We start from the raw sequence: 13,382 nt of genomic DNA, 5'->3' as shown, positions 1-13,382 counted from the left end.
TGTCTGCGAGCGACTTTGACGTGATCGAAAGCAACGAAGCTTTTGCGTCGCAAGCGTTGGCGGTCACCAAAGAACTCGGTCTCGACCCTGCCCGTGTGAACCCCAATGGCGGTGCAATTGCGTTGGGCCATCCTGTGGGTGCGACTGGTGCAATCATTGCGATAAAGGCGATGTATGAACTTGAACGCACGGCCGGCAAACGCGCGTTGATCACGATGTGTATCGGTGGTGGTCAAGGCATCGCGCTTGCGATTGAGCGCATCTAACTTGCAGCGGGCGGGCGGGCATGTTTGAAACGGGCATCTTTTTAGATTTGAAAGCTAAGCCCTTTGTCTGACCGCCCCACCTTGCGCCACGTTGTTTTCTTTAGCGCCAAAGACAAAGCAGACCTGCCGGAAATCGTGGTAGGGCTAGAGCTGTTGGCAGGCATTCCCGACGCGTCCCTGTTCGAAGTACGTCAGAACACCCAAAGTGACACATTATCGTCAGAGGTGGATGTGATCGTTTACGCTGAATTCGAGAGCGCCAAGGCCCTGGCCGCCTACAAAGCACATCCGCTTTACGAGGCTTCAATACAAGCAGTGCGTCCGTTGCGCGACATGCGGATTGCGGCAGATTTCTAAAAGCCGATCCGCTTTTTGCGTTCTCCCAATTCCGACACGATACTCATCGCTGCCAATGCCGAACTGCGCGGGTTTTCAGGCAATCCATTTCCAGAAATCGTAAAATGAAAGCTGCCAAATGCGCCCGTTGCGTACACTTCGTGGATGTTGGCGGTGGCGTCGGGATCAGCGATCAACGCTACTTCGGTTGCGTCAAATCCAATACCTGCCAAGGCCACGGCAGCCGCAACATTCGCGTTCTTGGGATAAGCGAGCGCTGCCGCGCGGGCGGTTCCGGTGAAATGCGCAGTCGCTTCGGTCAAGCTATCAAGATCGAGCACGTTTTCGGCAGGTGAACCCGCCCAGCCTTTGGGTGGTTTGCGGCCTGTGTAAGTGACTTTGGTGATGTCGCCAGCACGCGCGCCACGCAACGCGTCAAGTCCACCGATAGCACCGCTGGTCAGGTGTAGGCGAGACCCTCCAGCTTCAGCAGAGGCAGTCAGTGCGGCCTCCAACGCTGGATCAGCCAAAGCACCAAGTGATACAGTCAGGACATCAATCCCCAAACCCAAAGCAACAGATCCGTGTTCAGCCAATGCGGCATGGCCGCCGCAATCCACGATCAGATCAGGCCGCTCTGGCAGGTTTCGTACATCAGAAATGCAGGGTGGTTGCGAAGCAGATTCTTGCCCCGGGCGCACGATCTGGGCGATTTCTGAAATGCCGTGTTTAGCCAACTGCGCGCGCACGTATTGGCCAATCGCGCCACGCCCGATGATTGCGACTTTCATCGCGTTCAGCTCGGGTATTCGCGCAAGAAAACCCATTTGTCACCCTCAGAGAGGTCAGGGTCGTAGGCGTAACCGCCGCTGGTGAAATTCTTGATCCCGTCCGCTTCGGTCACACGGTTTTCAACGATAAACCGCGCCATCGCACCCCTTGCACGCTTGGCAAAAAAGCTGACGATGCGAGGCTTGTTGTCTTTCACTTCCATGAAGACCGGCGTGATTACCCGCAGTTTCAGCGCCTTGCGATCTGCCGCCCCGAAATATTCCTGACTGGCGCAATTGACCAAAGTATCCGTCGCAACTGCATCAGCCTGCGTATTCAGCGCCTTGGCAATCGTGTCGCCCCAATAGTCATAAAGTGACTTGCCGCGCCGCGTTTTCAAACGACTGCCCATTTCCAGACGGTACGGTTGGATCGCGTCCAATGGGCGCAGCAGACCGTATAACCCCGAGAGAATGCGCAGGTGCTCTTGCGCCCATGCGAGGTCATCTTCAGACAGGGTTTTCGCCTCTAGCCCCTGAAAGGTATCACCGTTGAACGCCAATGCTGCAGCTTTGGTGGTGTGTGGTGCAGGTTCCGCTGAGAACGCCTTGAACCGATCACGGTTCAACCGTGCCAGATCATCCGAAATGCTCATCAGACCTTTCAGTTCCCCAAGGGTCAGGTTGCGCGCAGTTTTGGACAACCGCACCGCGTCTTCCTGAAATTCAGGGGCGGTGGCGAGCACATCGACGGGGTCCATGTCCAGTGATTTGGCGGGCGAAACAACTACAAGCATTTGGGCGTCCTTTTGGGGTCTCGCAAACGATGTAACATGACGGACAGCGTTGACCACCCCTCTGGCGCTGCGCAACTCTTGGCCCTATCAATTGTGACTGAGCCAAAAGGAGCCAGCGATGAAACTGTGTCGGATCAAAACCAACGATGGAATCAAACCTGCCGTCATGGACGCAGATGGAACATTACGTGACTTGTCAGGTCATATATCTGATGTCACGGCAGAAACACTGGCACCCGAGGCACTGGCTATCTTGTCAGCGATAGACCACAGCGACCTGCCCCGGATTGCAGGAACGCATGCCCCGTTCTTAAATGACGTTCGCCGTATCTTTTGCATCGGTCTGAACTACTACGACCACGCGGCGGAAATGAACATGGCGATCCCCGAACATCCGATCTTGTTCATGAAAGCTTGTGACGTCACGGGTGCTAACGACCCAATTGTCATCCCCAAAGGCGCTGAAAAGACTGATTGGGAAGTCGAGCTGGGCATCGTTATCGGCAGCCGCACGCTGAACGTCAGCGAAGCGGATGCATTGGATCACGTCGCAGGGTTCTGCATGGCCAATGACGTATCAGAGCGGGATTTCCAGATGGCCTATGGCGGGCATTGGGTCAAAGGTAAATCCGCCGACAGCTTTGCGCCGGTTGGCCCCTATCTAGTGACCACAGACGCAGTGCCGGACCCACAGAACCTTGCCATGTCACTCGAGGTGAACGGCGAACAAATGCAAACCGGGAACACGGCGACGATGATTTTTTCGGTCAAACAGATCGTCGCACACGTCAGCCGGTTCATCACGTTACATCCGGGCGATTTGATCCTGACAGGAACGCCCCCTGGTGTCGGTTACGGATATAAACCGCCGCGGTTTTTGAAAGCTGGGGATGTTGTAACGGCACAGATCGCAGGTCTTGGCACAATGCGCCATGACGTGATCGCATTCTCGGATTAGTTCAACTGGGCCTGCAACGGATAGAGGCCGTCCTCGAATGGGCCAAAAAGATCATCCAGATCTGGGTGATCGACCGGTTCGCCAGAATAGTCTGCGACAAGGTTCTGTTCGGACACATAAGCCACGTAAAAGCTTTGGTCGTTTTCGGCCAGCAAGTGATAATATGGCTGGTCCTTTTTGGGGCGGCTGTCCTCTGGAATGGCGTTGTACCATTCGTCAGTGTTCGAAAACATGGCATCCACGTCAAAAACCACACCCCGAAAGGGATGTTTGCGGTGGCGGACCACTTGGCCTAGATGATATTTTGCACGTGTTTTAAACATTTAACCCTTGTCCCACTCCCCGTATATCGCTGCTGTGCGCGCAAAGTCCACGCCTTGCAGGCATAATTGAAGGAAACAGTCTGTGAACCTAGCGCTTACAGTCTTGAACATCACGGCCCCCGTTTTTCTGCTCGCGGCAGTTGGCTTTGCTTGGGTTAAGATGGGTTTTGAGTATCGCGTCGAATTCGTCACACGCCTCGCGATGACCCTTTCGGTGCCTTGCCTGATTTTTGTGGCGCTGATGAAAACCGACGTCGAACCAGAGGCCTTGGCTGCATTGTCGCTAGCCGCATTCGTGGCTTACGGCCTTGTTATGATTGGCTGCTTTATCGTGGTTAAAGTTGCCCGCCTTGATATGCAAACCTATTTGGCGCCGCTTATTTTCGGAAATACCGGCAATCTGGGCTTGCCGTTGGCGTTGTTTGCATTCGGTGAAATTGGGTTGGGTTATGCGGTCGTCGTCTTTGCGGTCATGGCGATTTTGTCGTTCACAGTTGGCATCTGGATGGTCGCGGGCGGTGGATCGCTGCGCCGCGTTATCAAAGAGCCATTGGTCGCAGCCACATTGCTGGGTGCACTGTTCTTGTGGCAGGGCTGGGAAACGCCGGAATTCCTGACCAACGCGATCGAATTGATCGGGCAAATGGCGATCCCAATGATGCTGATCACACTTGGCGTGGCCGTTGCGCGGTTAGAAACCAAAGCGATGACCCGCGCAGTGATCTTGTCGGTGATCAAGGTGTTTATTTGCGTTGGTGCCGCTTGGTTGGCCGCATGGTGGTTCGGGCTGGAACCTATCGCTGCAGCCGTTTTGATCGTGCAGGTGGCAACGCCAGTCGCGGTCACGTCGTATCTTTTGGCGGAAAAATACGGGGCAGATGCGCAGCCTGTGGCGGGGTTGGTCGTCGCTTCGACCTTGCTTTCGGTGCTGGCGTTGCCTGTGATCCTCGCTTTTGTGATCTAGGTGGGTTGCCTTTGGGATTCCCAGACCGCCCCAAACGCGCTATGCTTGAAAAAAATAAAAGAAAAGCGAGAGGCAGATGAGCAGAATCTTTCGCGCTATGGCATGTGTACTGTTTTTGGGTAGCTGCGGGGCTTCGGGTAATTTCTCGGCACCGCGCGACCTTGAGAACGCTTGTAACATCGTGTCAGAGCGCCCAGAATATCTACGCGCGTTCCGTGCGGCGGAACGTAAATACGGGGTTCCTGTGCCCGCGATGATGGCGATCATCTATCAAGAAAGTAAGTTTATCGGCAATAATCGGCCACCACATCGTTTTGCGTTGGGTGTTATTCCAGTAGGACGACAGTCGTCTGCACTTGGCTATAGTCAGGCGCTAGACGGCACGTGGGAAGAGTACCAACAGCGCGAGAACAAGCGCCGTGCGCGCCGCGAAAACATTAACGACGCTGCTGATTTTATGGGCTGGTACATGGCGTTGACCGTTGAAGAAACTGGCGTGCCGATCACCGATACGCGCAATCAATACCTTGCCTATCATGACGGACGCACAGGGTTTCTGCGTGGCACATGGCGATCAAAAAGCTGGCTGATCCGCATTGCAGGCGAGGTTGAGCAGCGCGCACTGATGTATGACCAGCAACTTAGGTCTTGTCGCAAACGCTAGTCAGAATGACAAAAGGCGGCCACAAGGGGCCGCCTTTTTTCGTTCTGGTGCAAGGTTAGTTGCCTTGTTTGCGGATCTCTTCTTGGACGTTGAAAAGGACGCTATTGATCGCCCCACCTGACACAAGATCATTCAAAATCACTGTGGTTTCGGTCCCCAGATCATCTGTGACGATCCACTGGCGCAACTCGATCGGTGCGGCGGTAAACACCATCTGGATGCTGCCATAATTTGGATTATCGGGGTCTTGTGCTGTTACTGACGTAGACGTTTCGTCAGAAACGACATTCGTGACCATTCGCGCACGATCAAGATCGACGTTTGGTGCCAAGATAATGCTCAGCGGGGTCCGGCTAAGCGGATAGATATCAGGTCCTGTGTTCGAGCGGGGATCAAAGATGGCCACCTGTCCGCCGCTTGCCAAAACCATAGATTCTGCAGGTGGGTTATATTCAAACCGGATACGACCCGGGCGTTTGATATAGATCTGACCGGTCGATAGCGTGCCGTCTGGATTGATCTGCGTGAACCCGCCTTGGGCGGTCTCCAACTGGTTCAGATACCCAGATATTTGCGCCAAGCTAAGCGGTTGCGCGGATGCCGCACCTGCGTAAAGGGCAAGTGCTGCGGCGAAGACGATATAGATGATGCGTTTTGTCATATGCTCTACCTAAGTGTTTGGGCGCTTGTTTGCACCCTTTGGACATCTCAGACAACAACATGTGACTTGGCGCTAAGCGATATCAAGCCGCCTGCTAGTCGATAACCACGCCGCAGATACCAACTGCCCAAAGAAAAAGCCGCGCCAGAGGGACCAGCGCGACTTTCACTTGGGAATGAATGAAGATCGGGGTTAGCGAATCCAAACCTCGACGCGGGTATATGTGGGGCCTGCAACCTGGCCGTCGATGCAAGTTGCGGGCGACACATCGCCAAAGCCATAGCTGGACAACGTGTAGTTACCCGCCGCAACCACATCGGCGGCGGTTGCAACCAACGCTGCCTGCATTTCTGCAGCCGCTGCAATTGAAGCGTTGATTGCCGTTTGGCTATCAGCAGAACTTTGACCAATGCCTACGAAAATAATTTCGCGGCCTGCGTTGGCCGGATCGCTCAATGCTGCAATCAAATCTTGCATCATTGCACGATTCCATGCGCCCTCTGGACCGCTAGCTGCACCGCCTGTCAATGTCGGCGACATGCGGTCTGCATTAAAGAGCACCTGGAACATCTCGGCTGCGGCCACCCGCTGTGCATCATCCAATGATGCACCTAACAATTGGCTAAGGCGACCGTTCTTCAGGGCGCTATCCTGCAGCGACGCGATATGACTAACGAAGCCTTCGCCTGCCAGCATATCCTGGACAGTGTCTGTCGACGCAAAATCAAACAGCTCAGTTACAAGAGTAAGGTTTGAAGGGGCATCATACGTCGCCATCACTGGCCGGATAAGTGGATAATCGCCGGATTTAACGTTAAACGGCGTCGCAGCAACGGCTATGCCGCATGATCCTGCAACGGGCACAGTCATATCGACGTCCGCTGCCCGTGTGCTCACAACGCTGATACTGCCGGGGAACTGATTGATTGAGGCAGAAATTCCTGCCTCGTCTGACATCGTCAGCACATTGCCAGCAATGCGTTTGCCTGCTGGCGCCATCACCAAAGCTTCCATTTGGGCGCGCAACGGCGAAGACGTTGGTAGTTGGAGCGCCAAGACGTTCATGTCCGCCCCGCCAATTTGCGACCAGTTGGTAACTTCGCCAGCGTAAACGCGGGCAAGATCATTCATAGAGATACTGTCAATGCCGGCATTCGGTGCAACAAGCACAGAAAACGACTGCAGACCGACCATTTGGTGGGTTAACGCCCCGCCACCTGCCCAGCCAAACGCATTTGCATATGCCTGCGGCGTCGTCCCGTTCAGGGAAACTGTTTCAATGACAATATTTGCAGAGGCCGCATCATCTGTGGCTGTCAGCGTTGCTGTATCAGAATCGTTTTGCAAGGTCAGTGTACCGTCACCCGCGATCTGTGCGCGCGCGCCTGACGTGGCGAAAGCCCCGACAGCTGTGGCATAAAGTGTATTGAACGCTGGCGCTGCAAACGCGACTTGCAGATCGCCCGAGCCGCTTACTACTTCTGCACCGCTATCGGTAACAATTGACTGAAAAGCATCTGCAGTCAGACCGAAATTATTGGAGGCGATAATCTCGAGGCACCCATCTCCGAAGCAAATCACCTCTGAAGCGGGAACGCTGACAGCGCCAACAGTTGTCTGCACGCGCAACATCACGCCGTTGAAGCCAACGATCTGACCATCGACGCTAATAAATTCATCCGGGGATTGCAGGGTAACATCCTGCGCAAACAGCGCGACGGGCGCGGCGGTACACAACAGCATCGTAGCAATTTTTGTCAACTTCATCATCATCTTTGCTCCAGCAATCTGTCAGGGCGTTTTCAGCCTTCTTAAGGTAACTAGACCATCCAAAGCTGGCAAAACTTGGATGATTAACCGATTTATCGCTAAATTGTACCGTTTTGCGCAACAATAGGGCAGCCCTTATTTCATTGGAAATCAGGACAGGCTTGCCACGCAATGCGACAACGTGCGGCACAGTGTTGCCACAATCAGGCATTTCCCCTTAAAAATAGCGCGGATTAGGCGGCAATCCGATTCCTTTGGGGAGAATCTGTCTGGCGACTGCAATTTGCCTTGCATCCGAACGGGTTCCCCGCGCGTATCAAGGGTAACTGATCGGAGAAACCAATGCGCCTTATCCTTGCCGCCGCCTTTATCCTGCTTGCTGCCTGCACCGGAAAACCATCGTTTGATGATCCCAGCCTGAGCGATCGCAAGCTGAACCTTGAGGAATTCTTTGACGGCGAACTGGTGGCCTACGGACAGTTCCAAGACATACTTGGCACTGTGCGCCGCAGCTTTGTGGTTACATTGAATGGCGATTGGGACGGCACGCGACTGCGGTTGGTCGAAGATTTTGTTTATGAAGACGGATCAACCGAGCAACGAATTTGGACACTGGTTAAAACCGGCGATGATACTTGGACAGGCACAGCCCCCGGTGTCATCGGCGAAGCAACAGGCATTGAAGACGGTGACCGCTTTAACTGGAAATACGAGATTGATCTGCCGATCCCGTCGGCCACTGGCAAAACCGAAACTTTGCGGGTCACGTTTGACGATTGGATGTGGCTGCTGTCTGATGACCGTCTGCTGAACCTTGCTTATGTCAAACGGTACGGGCTGGACATCGGTGTCGTGACGATTTCGTTCGAGAAAGAATAGGCGCCTTAGTCGGGGACGTTATCGATCCCCGATCCACCCCACGGATGGCAGCGTAGGATTCGACGGACGGTCAGATAGCTGCCCTTTATCGCGCCGTGCTTTTCTAACGCTTCAAGCGAATAGGCCGAACAGGTGGGGTGGTAGCGGCAGCTCATCCCGACCCAAGGCGATAGAATCATCCGGTAGGCGCGAACCGGCAGCGAGACGATGTAGGCAAATGGGTTCATCCGTGGACCTTTTTCATAGCGCGGCGCATATCGGCCAGCAGTGTTTCAAAAGGTAGGGACGCTGTCAGGTCTTTGCGACCCACCAAAACATAATCCCAGCCATCGCGACCCATTTCAGGCAACACGATGCGGGCGACTTCGCGCAAGCGGCGTTTCGCGCGGTTGCGCGCGACAGCATTGCCTACTTTCTTGGAACAAGTATAGCCGACACGAATCCCCACTGCCTCTTCCTGCGCGCGTTTGCGGCCCTGCAGGTGAATACCGGGGGTACCTTGGCGGCGAGCGTTCGAAGCGCGCACAAAATCAGAGCGATTCTTCAGAACCTCCAGACAAACGGAAACCGCCGGAGAACCTACATCAGGCCCAACCGGCGGTTTCAAATCTGTCAAACCAGAAAAGCGCTTACGCGCTTAGCTTCGCACGGCCTTTGGCACGGCGATTATTCAGGATCCGACGACCAGCTTTTGTGGCCATACGAGCGCGGAATCCGTGGCGGTTCTTGCGAACCCGGTTAGATGGTTGGAACGTACGCTTCATCGCGTGTCCTCCGGTTGGTGGCCAAATCCAAAAAGGATTCGAAGCCGAACTACATTTCAGTCCTGTCCTTTAGAGAGGGCCAAGGGCCGTGTCAACGCAATGACCGAGATGAAACTGCAACATTTTCCACATTTCGGGGCTAGCAAATGTTTCACTCATCACGCCCGAAACCCGAAAACTGAAACATCAGGGGTGCTTTGCATCAATGGGCTGTGATGTGGGTATCGCTGCGGCGGGGTTAGGTCCATCTACACCTCAACCAAAGACACACCCATAGGACGAAAAGATGACCGATATGACAGATGCACCCGCCAACCCGTTGTTAAAAAAGCTTCCCTTGATCGCGATCATGATCGTGACGGTCCTCGGTGCGTATTTTCTGCGCGACTACCTGACGTTCGATGCGCTGGCCGAAAACCGCGAAAGCCTGATCGCGTTTCGTGATGCAAACTACTTTCTGACAGTGTTGGTCTTTATCGCCTCGTATGTCGTGATCGTCGCCTTTTCGCTGCCCGGCGCAACAATTGCCACGCTCACCGGCGGGTTCTTGTTTGCGACATTCCCCGGCGCGCTGTTCAATATGACCGCCGCGACAATCGGTGCGACAGCAATCTTTTTAGCGGCCCGTTGGGGGTTTGGCGAAAGCCTGGGCAAGAAGCTCGAGAATTCCGACGGGGCCGTGAAGAAAATCAAAGACGGCATTGATGAAAACCAATGGTCGATGCTGTTTCTGATCCGCTTGGTCCCTGCTGTTCCATTCTTTCTGGCTAACCTGATCCCGTCATTCCTAGAGGTCCCGCTGCATCGCTTTGTGATTTCGACCTTCTTTGGCATCATCCCCGGATCGGTCGTCTACACCTCTGTCGGCGCAGGCCTTGGCGAAGTTTTCGCCCGAGGAGAGACCCCGAACCTTGGCATCATCTTCGAGCCGCAAATCATCTTTCCCATCATCGGCCTGTGCGTCCTTGCCGCCCTGCCAATCGCCATCAACGCCCTGCGCGGCAAGAAAGGTCTTTGAACCATGAACCGGATTAAAGCAGATATTTGCATTATCGGTGGCGGCTCTGGCGGTTTGTCGATTGCGGCAGGCGCGGTCCAGATGGGCGCCAAAGTGGTTCTAATCGAAGGTCATAAGATGGGCGGCGATTGCCTGAACTATGGGTGTGTTCCGTCCAAGGCGCTGATCGCTTCCGCCAAACAAGCACATGCCATGTCGCATGGCGCAAAGTACGGCGTCGGCGAAGTTACGGCTAAGGTCGATTACGCTGCCGCCAAAGACCATGTGCACGATGTGATCGCCCAAATTGCCCCTGTCGATAGCGTCGAGCGTTTCGAGGGCCTTGGCGTGCACGTCATTTCCGAGTTCGGTAAATTCATTTCCAAAACCGAAGTGCAAGCTGGCGACACGATCATCGAGGCGCGCCGCTTTGTTGTTGCCACAGGCTCTGGTCCGTTTGTGCCGCCTATTCCGGGTCTGGACACGGTCAAGCATTACACCAACGAAGACATCTTTGATCTGCGCGAAAAGCCAAAGCACCTGATCGTTATTGGCGGCGGTCCTATCGGCATGGAAATGGCCCAAGCGCACGTTCGCCTTGGTTGTGAAGTCACAGTTATCGAAGGTGCAAAAGCGTTCGGCAAAGACGATCCCGAAATGGCCGCGATTGTTCTGGAGAACCTCAAATCCGAAGGCATCAACATCATCGAGGACGCGCAAGCCGCGAAGATAAGCGGCAAGGGCAAAACGATCACTGTCCATACGCCAAAGGGCGACTTCACAGGCTCGCATCTGCTCATGGCTGTTGGGCGAAAAGTGAACACAGACAAGCTTGATCTGGATGCGGGCGGGATCGCCCATGACCGCGCAGGGCTAAAGGTTGGTGACAATCTGCGGTCTATCACGAACAAAAAGGTCTACGCCGCTGGCGACGTTGCTGGTGGTCTGCAATTCACCCATGTCGCAGGTTATCATGCAGGTGTTCTGATCCGTTCCATGCTGTTCGGCCTGCCATCCAAGCAAAAAACAAGCCACATTCCTTGGGCGACCTATACCGACCCTGAACTGGCTCAAGTCGGTCTAACCGAGGCACAAGCGCAAAAGAAGTTTGGCCCCCGTTTGGAAGTCGTTCGCTTTGATTTCCATCACAACGACCGCCTAATCGCGGAACGCAAGAACAAAGGTTTGATCAAGGTTATGGTCGTCAAAGGCCGTCCCGTGGGTGCATCAATAGCAGGTCCAATGGCGGGCGAATTGATCGGTATGTGGACCATGGCCATCGCCAACAACATGAAAATGTCCGCGATTGCGAACACTGTCCTGCCCTACCCGACCGTAAGCGAAGTTAACAAACGGGCGGCGGGCGCTTACTTTAGTCCAAGACTTTTTGAAAGTGACAAGGTAAAGCGTATTGTCGGCTTTGTGCAGCGGTGGCTGCCATAAGTCCTTTGCGCGAGGAACCATGACCAACTCACTTTCAGGTCGCTTTCTGATCCTCACGGTGATCTTCGTGATGCTGGCCGAGATTTTCATCTTTGTGCCATCCGTCGCGCGGTTCCGTGAGGACTATTTGCTAGCGCGTCTTGAACGCGCGCAAATCGCGTCTTTGGCCCTAGAGGCTGACGATATGATCAGCCGCGAACTTGAAGCTGAACTGCTGCGCAACGCCGAAGTTTATAACGTCGTGCTGCGCCGCGATGAAATCCGGCAACTGGCGCTGTCGTCGCCTATTCCATCACCGATCACAGCGACCTATGACATGCGCAATCCTAGCAGCATGACGCTGATTTCAGACGCGCTTGGGACGATGCTAAACGCCGAAGATGGCGTCATCCGCGTGATCGGCAACCCAGTGCGCGACGGCGGTTTGCTTATCGAAGTAACGATGGATGAAATGCCCCTGCGGGATGCTTTGTGGGCATACGGGCTCAACATTTTGCTTCTCTCCGCGTTTATCTCGGTTATCACGGCTGGCTTGCTGTTCTTTGCTGTGCAGATTTTTCTGGTGCGCCCGATCAAAGGGGTCGTGACCCATATGCAAGCCTATGCCAAAGCCCCCGAAGACGCCCGCCAGATCATCACACCAAGCGCTGGGGTCCGCGAGCTGCGCGACGCAGAAGAGGCCCTTCAGATGATGCAAACGCAACTGACAGGCGCACTGAAGCAAAAGGAACGACTGGCGCAACTGGGCGGCGCAGTGGCCAAGGTTAGCCATGATCTGCGCAATATCCTGACATCGGCGCAATTGTTCACAGACCGCATCGAATCGTCAGACGATCCGCTGGTAAAACGCATGGCCCCCAAACTTGTTGGGTCTATTACGCGGGCTGTGAACCTGTGTGAAACGACGCTTGTGTTTGGTCGCGTCGATGAACCTGCGCCTGCGCTATCGCGGGTGAACCTGTCGCGGATCGTCGCAGATGTCATCGACAGCGAACGCTTGGCCGCGGGCGACTACCCGTTGTCATTTGCCGAAGATATTCCGGCTACAATGACCCTGCGCGCCGATGGCGAACAGTTGTTCCGCGCGATTTTCAACCTCGTTCGCAATGCCCGCCAAGCGATCATGGCGACAGGCATCGCAGGCGAAATCGGCATTCAAGCCACCGAAGACGATCAGGTCTGGAAGATTGCAATCACCGATACCGGACCTGGACTGCCCAAAAAAGCACAAGAACATCTGTTCCAGCCCTTCCAAGGCGGTGTGCGTAAAGGTGGTGCTGGTTTGGGACTGGTCATTGCCGCCGATCTGGTGCGCGGTCACGGCGGACGGTTAGAGCTACAACAAACCGGCGAAGGGGGTACGACCTTTGTCATCCAGCTGCCCAAAGCGGACCTCGCGCTGGCACCTGCAATCGAATTAGAAAGAATCTGATTTGGTACTTGCATCACCGCGTCAGCACAGCTAAATCGCACCTCGTGGATTGGTAGCTCAGTTGGATAGAGTACTTGACTACGAATCAAGGGGTCGGGGGTTCGAATCCTCCCCAGTCCACCATAAAAAGCCGCCCGTTCGTGGGCGGCTTTTTTATTGGTTGGCCCTTGGACCCGCAATTAATGAGATTGATCGGCCATCTGTTCTGCCCGTTGCCTGCGCATTATCGCACGTTTCGTGGTCAACGACGCGGCCACGGTGCCAACAGTCACAATCAGAATCAGAATTGTTGAAAGCGCGTTAATCTCTGGGCTAACCCCAAGCCGGATTGAACTGAACACTTTGATTGGCAATGTCG

At 54.6% G+C, this 13,382-nt stretch carries 16 protein-coding genes, 1 tRNA gene and 2 pseudogenes; 10 read left to right on the top strand and 9 right to left on the bottom strand.

Annotated features, from left to right (window positions below):
- Both QZ197_RS11045 and QZ197_RS11040 read left to right on the top strand, forming a co-directional pair.
- Positions 1 to 266 (top strand): annotated as a pseudogene (locus QZ197_RS11045) (acetyl-CoA C-acyltransferase); the annotation flags it as partial.
- 63 nt (positions 267 to 329) lie between these two features.
- Positions 330 to 623, top strand: a complete 294-nt coding sequence (locus QZ197_RS11040; protein WP_296432005.1) for a Dabb family protein — start codon at positions 330 to 332, stop codon at positions 621 to 623.
- Here the strand turns inward: QZ197_RS11040 and QZ197_RS11035 are convergent.
- Positions 620 to 1,393 carry an aspartate dehydrogenase gene (locus QZ197_RS11035; RefSeq protein WP_296432006.1) on the bottom strand — a complete coding sequence of 258 codons (774 nt, stop codon included), beginning with the start codon at positions 1,391 to 1,393 and terminating at the stop codon, positions 620 to 622. The two genes, QZ197_RS11040 and QZ197_RS11035, sit on opposite strands and share 4 nt — an antisense overlap.
- 5 nt (positions 1,394 to 1,398) lie before the next feature.
- The gene (gene yaaA, locus QZ197_RS11030; RefSeq protein ID WP_296432004.1) at positions 1,399 to 2,169 is read right to left on the bottom strand and encodes a peroxide stress protein YaaA; all 771 of its coding nucleotides are present in this window, start codon (positions 2,167 to 2,169) and stop codon (positions 1,399 to 1,401) included.
- 118 nt (positions 2,170 to 2,287) lie between these two features.
- Here yaaA and QZ197_RS11025 point away from each other — a divergent pair, with 118 nt between their 5' ends.
- Entirely contained in the window at positions 2,288 to 3,127 is an 840-nt protein-coding gene (locus tag QZ197_RS11025) for a fumarylacetoacetate hydrolase family protein (RefSeq protein WP_296432003.1), read from the top strand.
- On the opposite strand, the gene hspQ is transcribed toward QZ197_RS11025, so the two are convergent.
- The gene (gene hspQ, locus QZ197_RS11020; RefSeq protein ID WP_296432002.1) at positions 3,124 to 3,450 is read right to left on the bottom strand and encodes a heat shock protein HspQ; all 327 of its coding nucleotides are present in this window, start codon (positions 3,448 to 3,450) and stop codon (positions 3,124 to 3,126) included. The two genes, QZ197_RS11025 and hspQ, sit on opposite strands and share 4 nt — an antisense overlap.
- An 82-nt stretch (positions 3,451 to 3,532) precedes the next feature.
- Between hspQ and QZ197_RS11015 the strand changes: the two genes are divergently transcribed.
- Both QZ197_RS11015 and QZ197_RS11010 read left to right on the top strand, forming a co-directional pair.
- Positions 3,533 to 4,414, top strand: a complete 882-nt coding sequence (locus tag QZ197_RS11015; RefSeq protein ID WP_296432001.1) for an AEC family transporter — start codon at positions 3,533 to 3,535, stop codon at positions 4,412 to 4,414.
- 76 nt (positions 4,415 to 4,490) lie between these two features.
- On the top strand, positions 4,491 to 5,078 hold the full coding sequence (locus QZ197_RS11010; RefSeq protein WP_296431999.1) for a transglycosylase SLT domain-containing protein: 588 nt from the start codon (positions 4,491 to 4,493) through the stop codon (positions 5,076 to 5,078).
- 55 nt (positions 5,079 to 5,133) lie between these two features.
- Here the strand turns inward: QZ197_RS11010 and QZ197_RS11005 are convergent, their stop codons facing one another.
- Together QZ197_RS11005 and QZ197_RS11000 are read right to left on the bottom strand one after the other, a co-directional pair.
- The gene (locus tag QZ197_RS11005) at positions 5,134 to 5,739 is read right to left on the bottom strand and encodes an outer membrane lipoprotein carrier protein LolA (RefSeq protein WP_296431997.1); all 606 of its coding nucleotides are present in this window, start codon (positions 5,737 to 5,739) and stop codon (positions 5,134 to 5,136) included.
- A 192-nt stretch (positions 5,740 to 5,931) separates the two neighbouring features.
- Positions 5,932 to 7,506 (bottom strand): substrate-binding domain-containing protein, encoded by a 1,575-nt coding sequence (locus QZ197_RS11000; RefSeq protein ID WP_296431996.1) that lies wholly within the window; start codon positions 7,504 to 7,506, stop codon positions 5,932 to 5,934.
- A gap of 345 nt (positions 7,507 to 7,851) precedes the next feature.
- Between QZ197_RS11000 and QZ197_RS10995 the strand changes: the two genes are divergently transcribed.
- Complete coding sequence (locus QZ197_RS10995) at positions 7,852 to 8,388, top strand: DUF3833 family protein (RefSeq protein ID WP_296431995.1); 537 nt, start codon at positions 7,852 to 7,854, stop codon at positions 8,386 to 8,388.
- Positions 8,389 to 8,393: 5 nt separating this feature from the next.
- Here QZ197_RS10995 and yidD read toward each other — a convergent pair whose 3' ends face one another.
- From yidD to rpmH, 3 genes are read right to left on the bottom strand one after another with little or no spacing between them, the layout of a single operon-like run.
- A complete protein-coding gene (gene yidD / locus QZ197_RS10990; protein WP_296431994.1) occupies positions 8,394 to 8,615 on the bottom strand; it encodes a membrane protein insertion efficiency factor YidD in 222 nt (73 codons plus the stop codon).
- Positions 8,612 to 9,004, bottom strand: a complete 393-nt coding sequence (gene rnpA / locus QZ197_RS10985) for a ribonuclease P protein component (protein WP_296431993.1) — start codon at positions 9,002 to 9,004, stop codon at positions 8,612 to 8,614. The genes yidD and rnpA overlap by 4 nt, the downstream gene beginning before the upstream one ends.
- Positions 9,005 to 9,017: 13 nt before the next feature.
- Positions 9,018 to 9,152 carry a 50S ribosomal protein L34 gene (gene rpmH / locus QZ197_RS10980; protein ID WP_296431992.1) on the bottom strand — a complete coding sequence of 45 codons (135 nt, stop codon included), beginning with the start codon at positions 9,150 to 9,152 and terminating at the stop codon, positions 9,018 to 9,020.
- Positions 9,153 to 9,438: 286 nt separating this feature from the next.
- On the opposite strand from rpmH, the gene QZ197_RS10975 reads away from it, so the two are divergent.
- The 4 genes from QZ197_RS10975 to QZ197_RS10960 all read left to right on the top strand — a co-directional run bounded on the left by QZ197_RS10975 (position 9,439) and on the right by QZ197_RS10960 (position 13,147).
- A complete protein-coding gene (locus tag QZ197_RS10975; protein WP_296431990.1) occupies positions 9,439 to 10,170 on the top strand; it encodes a VTT domain-containing protein in 732 nt (243 codons plus the stop codon).
- A 3-nt stretch (positions 10,171 to 10,173) separates the two neighbouring features.
- Entirely contained in the window at positions 10,174 to 11,592 is a 1,419-nt protein-coding gene (locus QZ197_RS10970) for an FAD-dependent oxidoreductase (protein WP_296431989.1), read from the top strand.
- Positions 11,593 to 11,611: 19 nt separating this feature from the next.
- Positions 11,612 to 13,024, top strand: a complete 1,413-nt coding sequence (locus QZ197_RS10965; RefSeq protein WP_296431988.1) for a HAMP domain-containing sensor histidine kinase — start codon at positions 11,612 to 11,614, stop codon at positions 13,022 to 13,024.
- Between the two features lie 46 nt (positions 13,025 to 13,070).
- Positions 13,071 to 13,147 (top strand) — tRNA-Arg (locus tag QZ197_RS10960).
- A gap of 56 nt (positions 13,148 to 13,203) precedes the next feature.
- Here the strand turns inward: QZ197_RS10960 and QZ197_RS10955 are convergent.
- A pseudogene (locus QZ197_RS10955) lies at positions 13,204 to 13,382 on the bottom strand (putrescine ABC transporter permease PotI); the annotation flags it as partial.

The sequence above is a fragment of the Yoonia sp. genome, from assembly GCF_017854415.1.
Classification (GTDB): domain Bacteria; phylum Pseudomonadota; class Alphaproteobacteria; order Rhodobacterales; family Rhodobacteraceae; genus Yoonia.
This window is presented reverse-complemented; position numbering and strand designations above follow the sequence as displayed.

Excerpts from the sequence above, each read along its gene's own strand:
- QZ197_RS10965 (WP_296431988.1), top strand. The coding sequence starts at position 11,612 with ATGACCAACTCACTTTCAGGTCGCTTTCTGATCCTCACGGTGATCTTC.
- yidD (WP_296431994.1), bottom strand. The coding sequence starts at position 8,615 with ATGAACCCATTTGCCTACATCGTCTCGCTGCCGGTTCGCGCCTACCGG.
- QZ197_RS10995 (WP_296431995.1), top strand. The coding sequence starts at position 7,852 with ATGCGCCTTATCCTTGCCGCCGCCTTTATCCTGCTTGCTGCCTGCACC.
- QZ197_RS11035 (WP_296432006.1), bottom strand. The coding sequence starts at position 1,393 with ATGAAAGTCGCAATCATCGGGCGTGGCGCGATTGGCCAATACGTGCGC.
- QZ197_RS11000 (WP_296431996.1), bottom strand. The coding sequence starts at position 7,506 with ATGAAGTTGACAAAAATTGCTACGATGCTGTTGTGTACCGCCGCGCCC.
- rpmH (WP_296431992.1), bottom strand. The coding sequence starts at position 9,152 with ATGAAGCGTACGTTCCAACCATCTAACCGGGTTCGCAAGAACCGCCAC.
- QZ197_RS11010 (WP_296431999.1), top strand. The coding sequence starts at position 4,491 with ATGAGCAGAATCTTTCGCGCTATGGCATGTGTACTGTTTTTGGGTAGC.
- hspQ (WP_296432002.1), bottom strand. The coding sequence starts at position 3,450 with ATGTTTAAAACACGTGCAAAATATCATCTAGGCCAAGTGGTCCGCCAC.
- QZ197_RS11005 (WP_296431997.1), bottom strand. The coding sequence starts at position 5,739 with ATGACAAAACGCATCATCTATATCGTCTTCGCCGCAGCACTTGCCCTT.
- yaaA (WP_296432004.1), bottom strand. The coding sequence starts at position 2,169 with ATGCTTGTAGTTGTTTCGCCCGCCAAATCACTGGACATGGACCCCGTC.
- QZ197_RS11025 (WP_296432003.1), top strand. The coding sequence starts at position 2,288 with ATGAAACTGTGTCGGATCAAAACCAACGATGGAATCAAACCTGCCGTC.
- QZ197_RS10970 (WP_296431989.1), top strand. The coding sequence starts at position 10,174 with ATGAACCGGATTAAAGCAGATATTTGCATTATCGGTGGCGGCTCTGGC.
- QZ197_RS10975 (WP_296431990.1), top strand. The coding sequence starts at position 9,439 with ATGACCGATATGACAGATGCACCCGCCAACCCGTTGTTAAAAAAGCTT.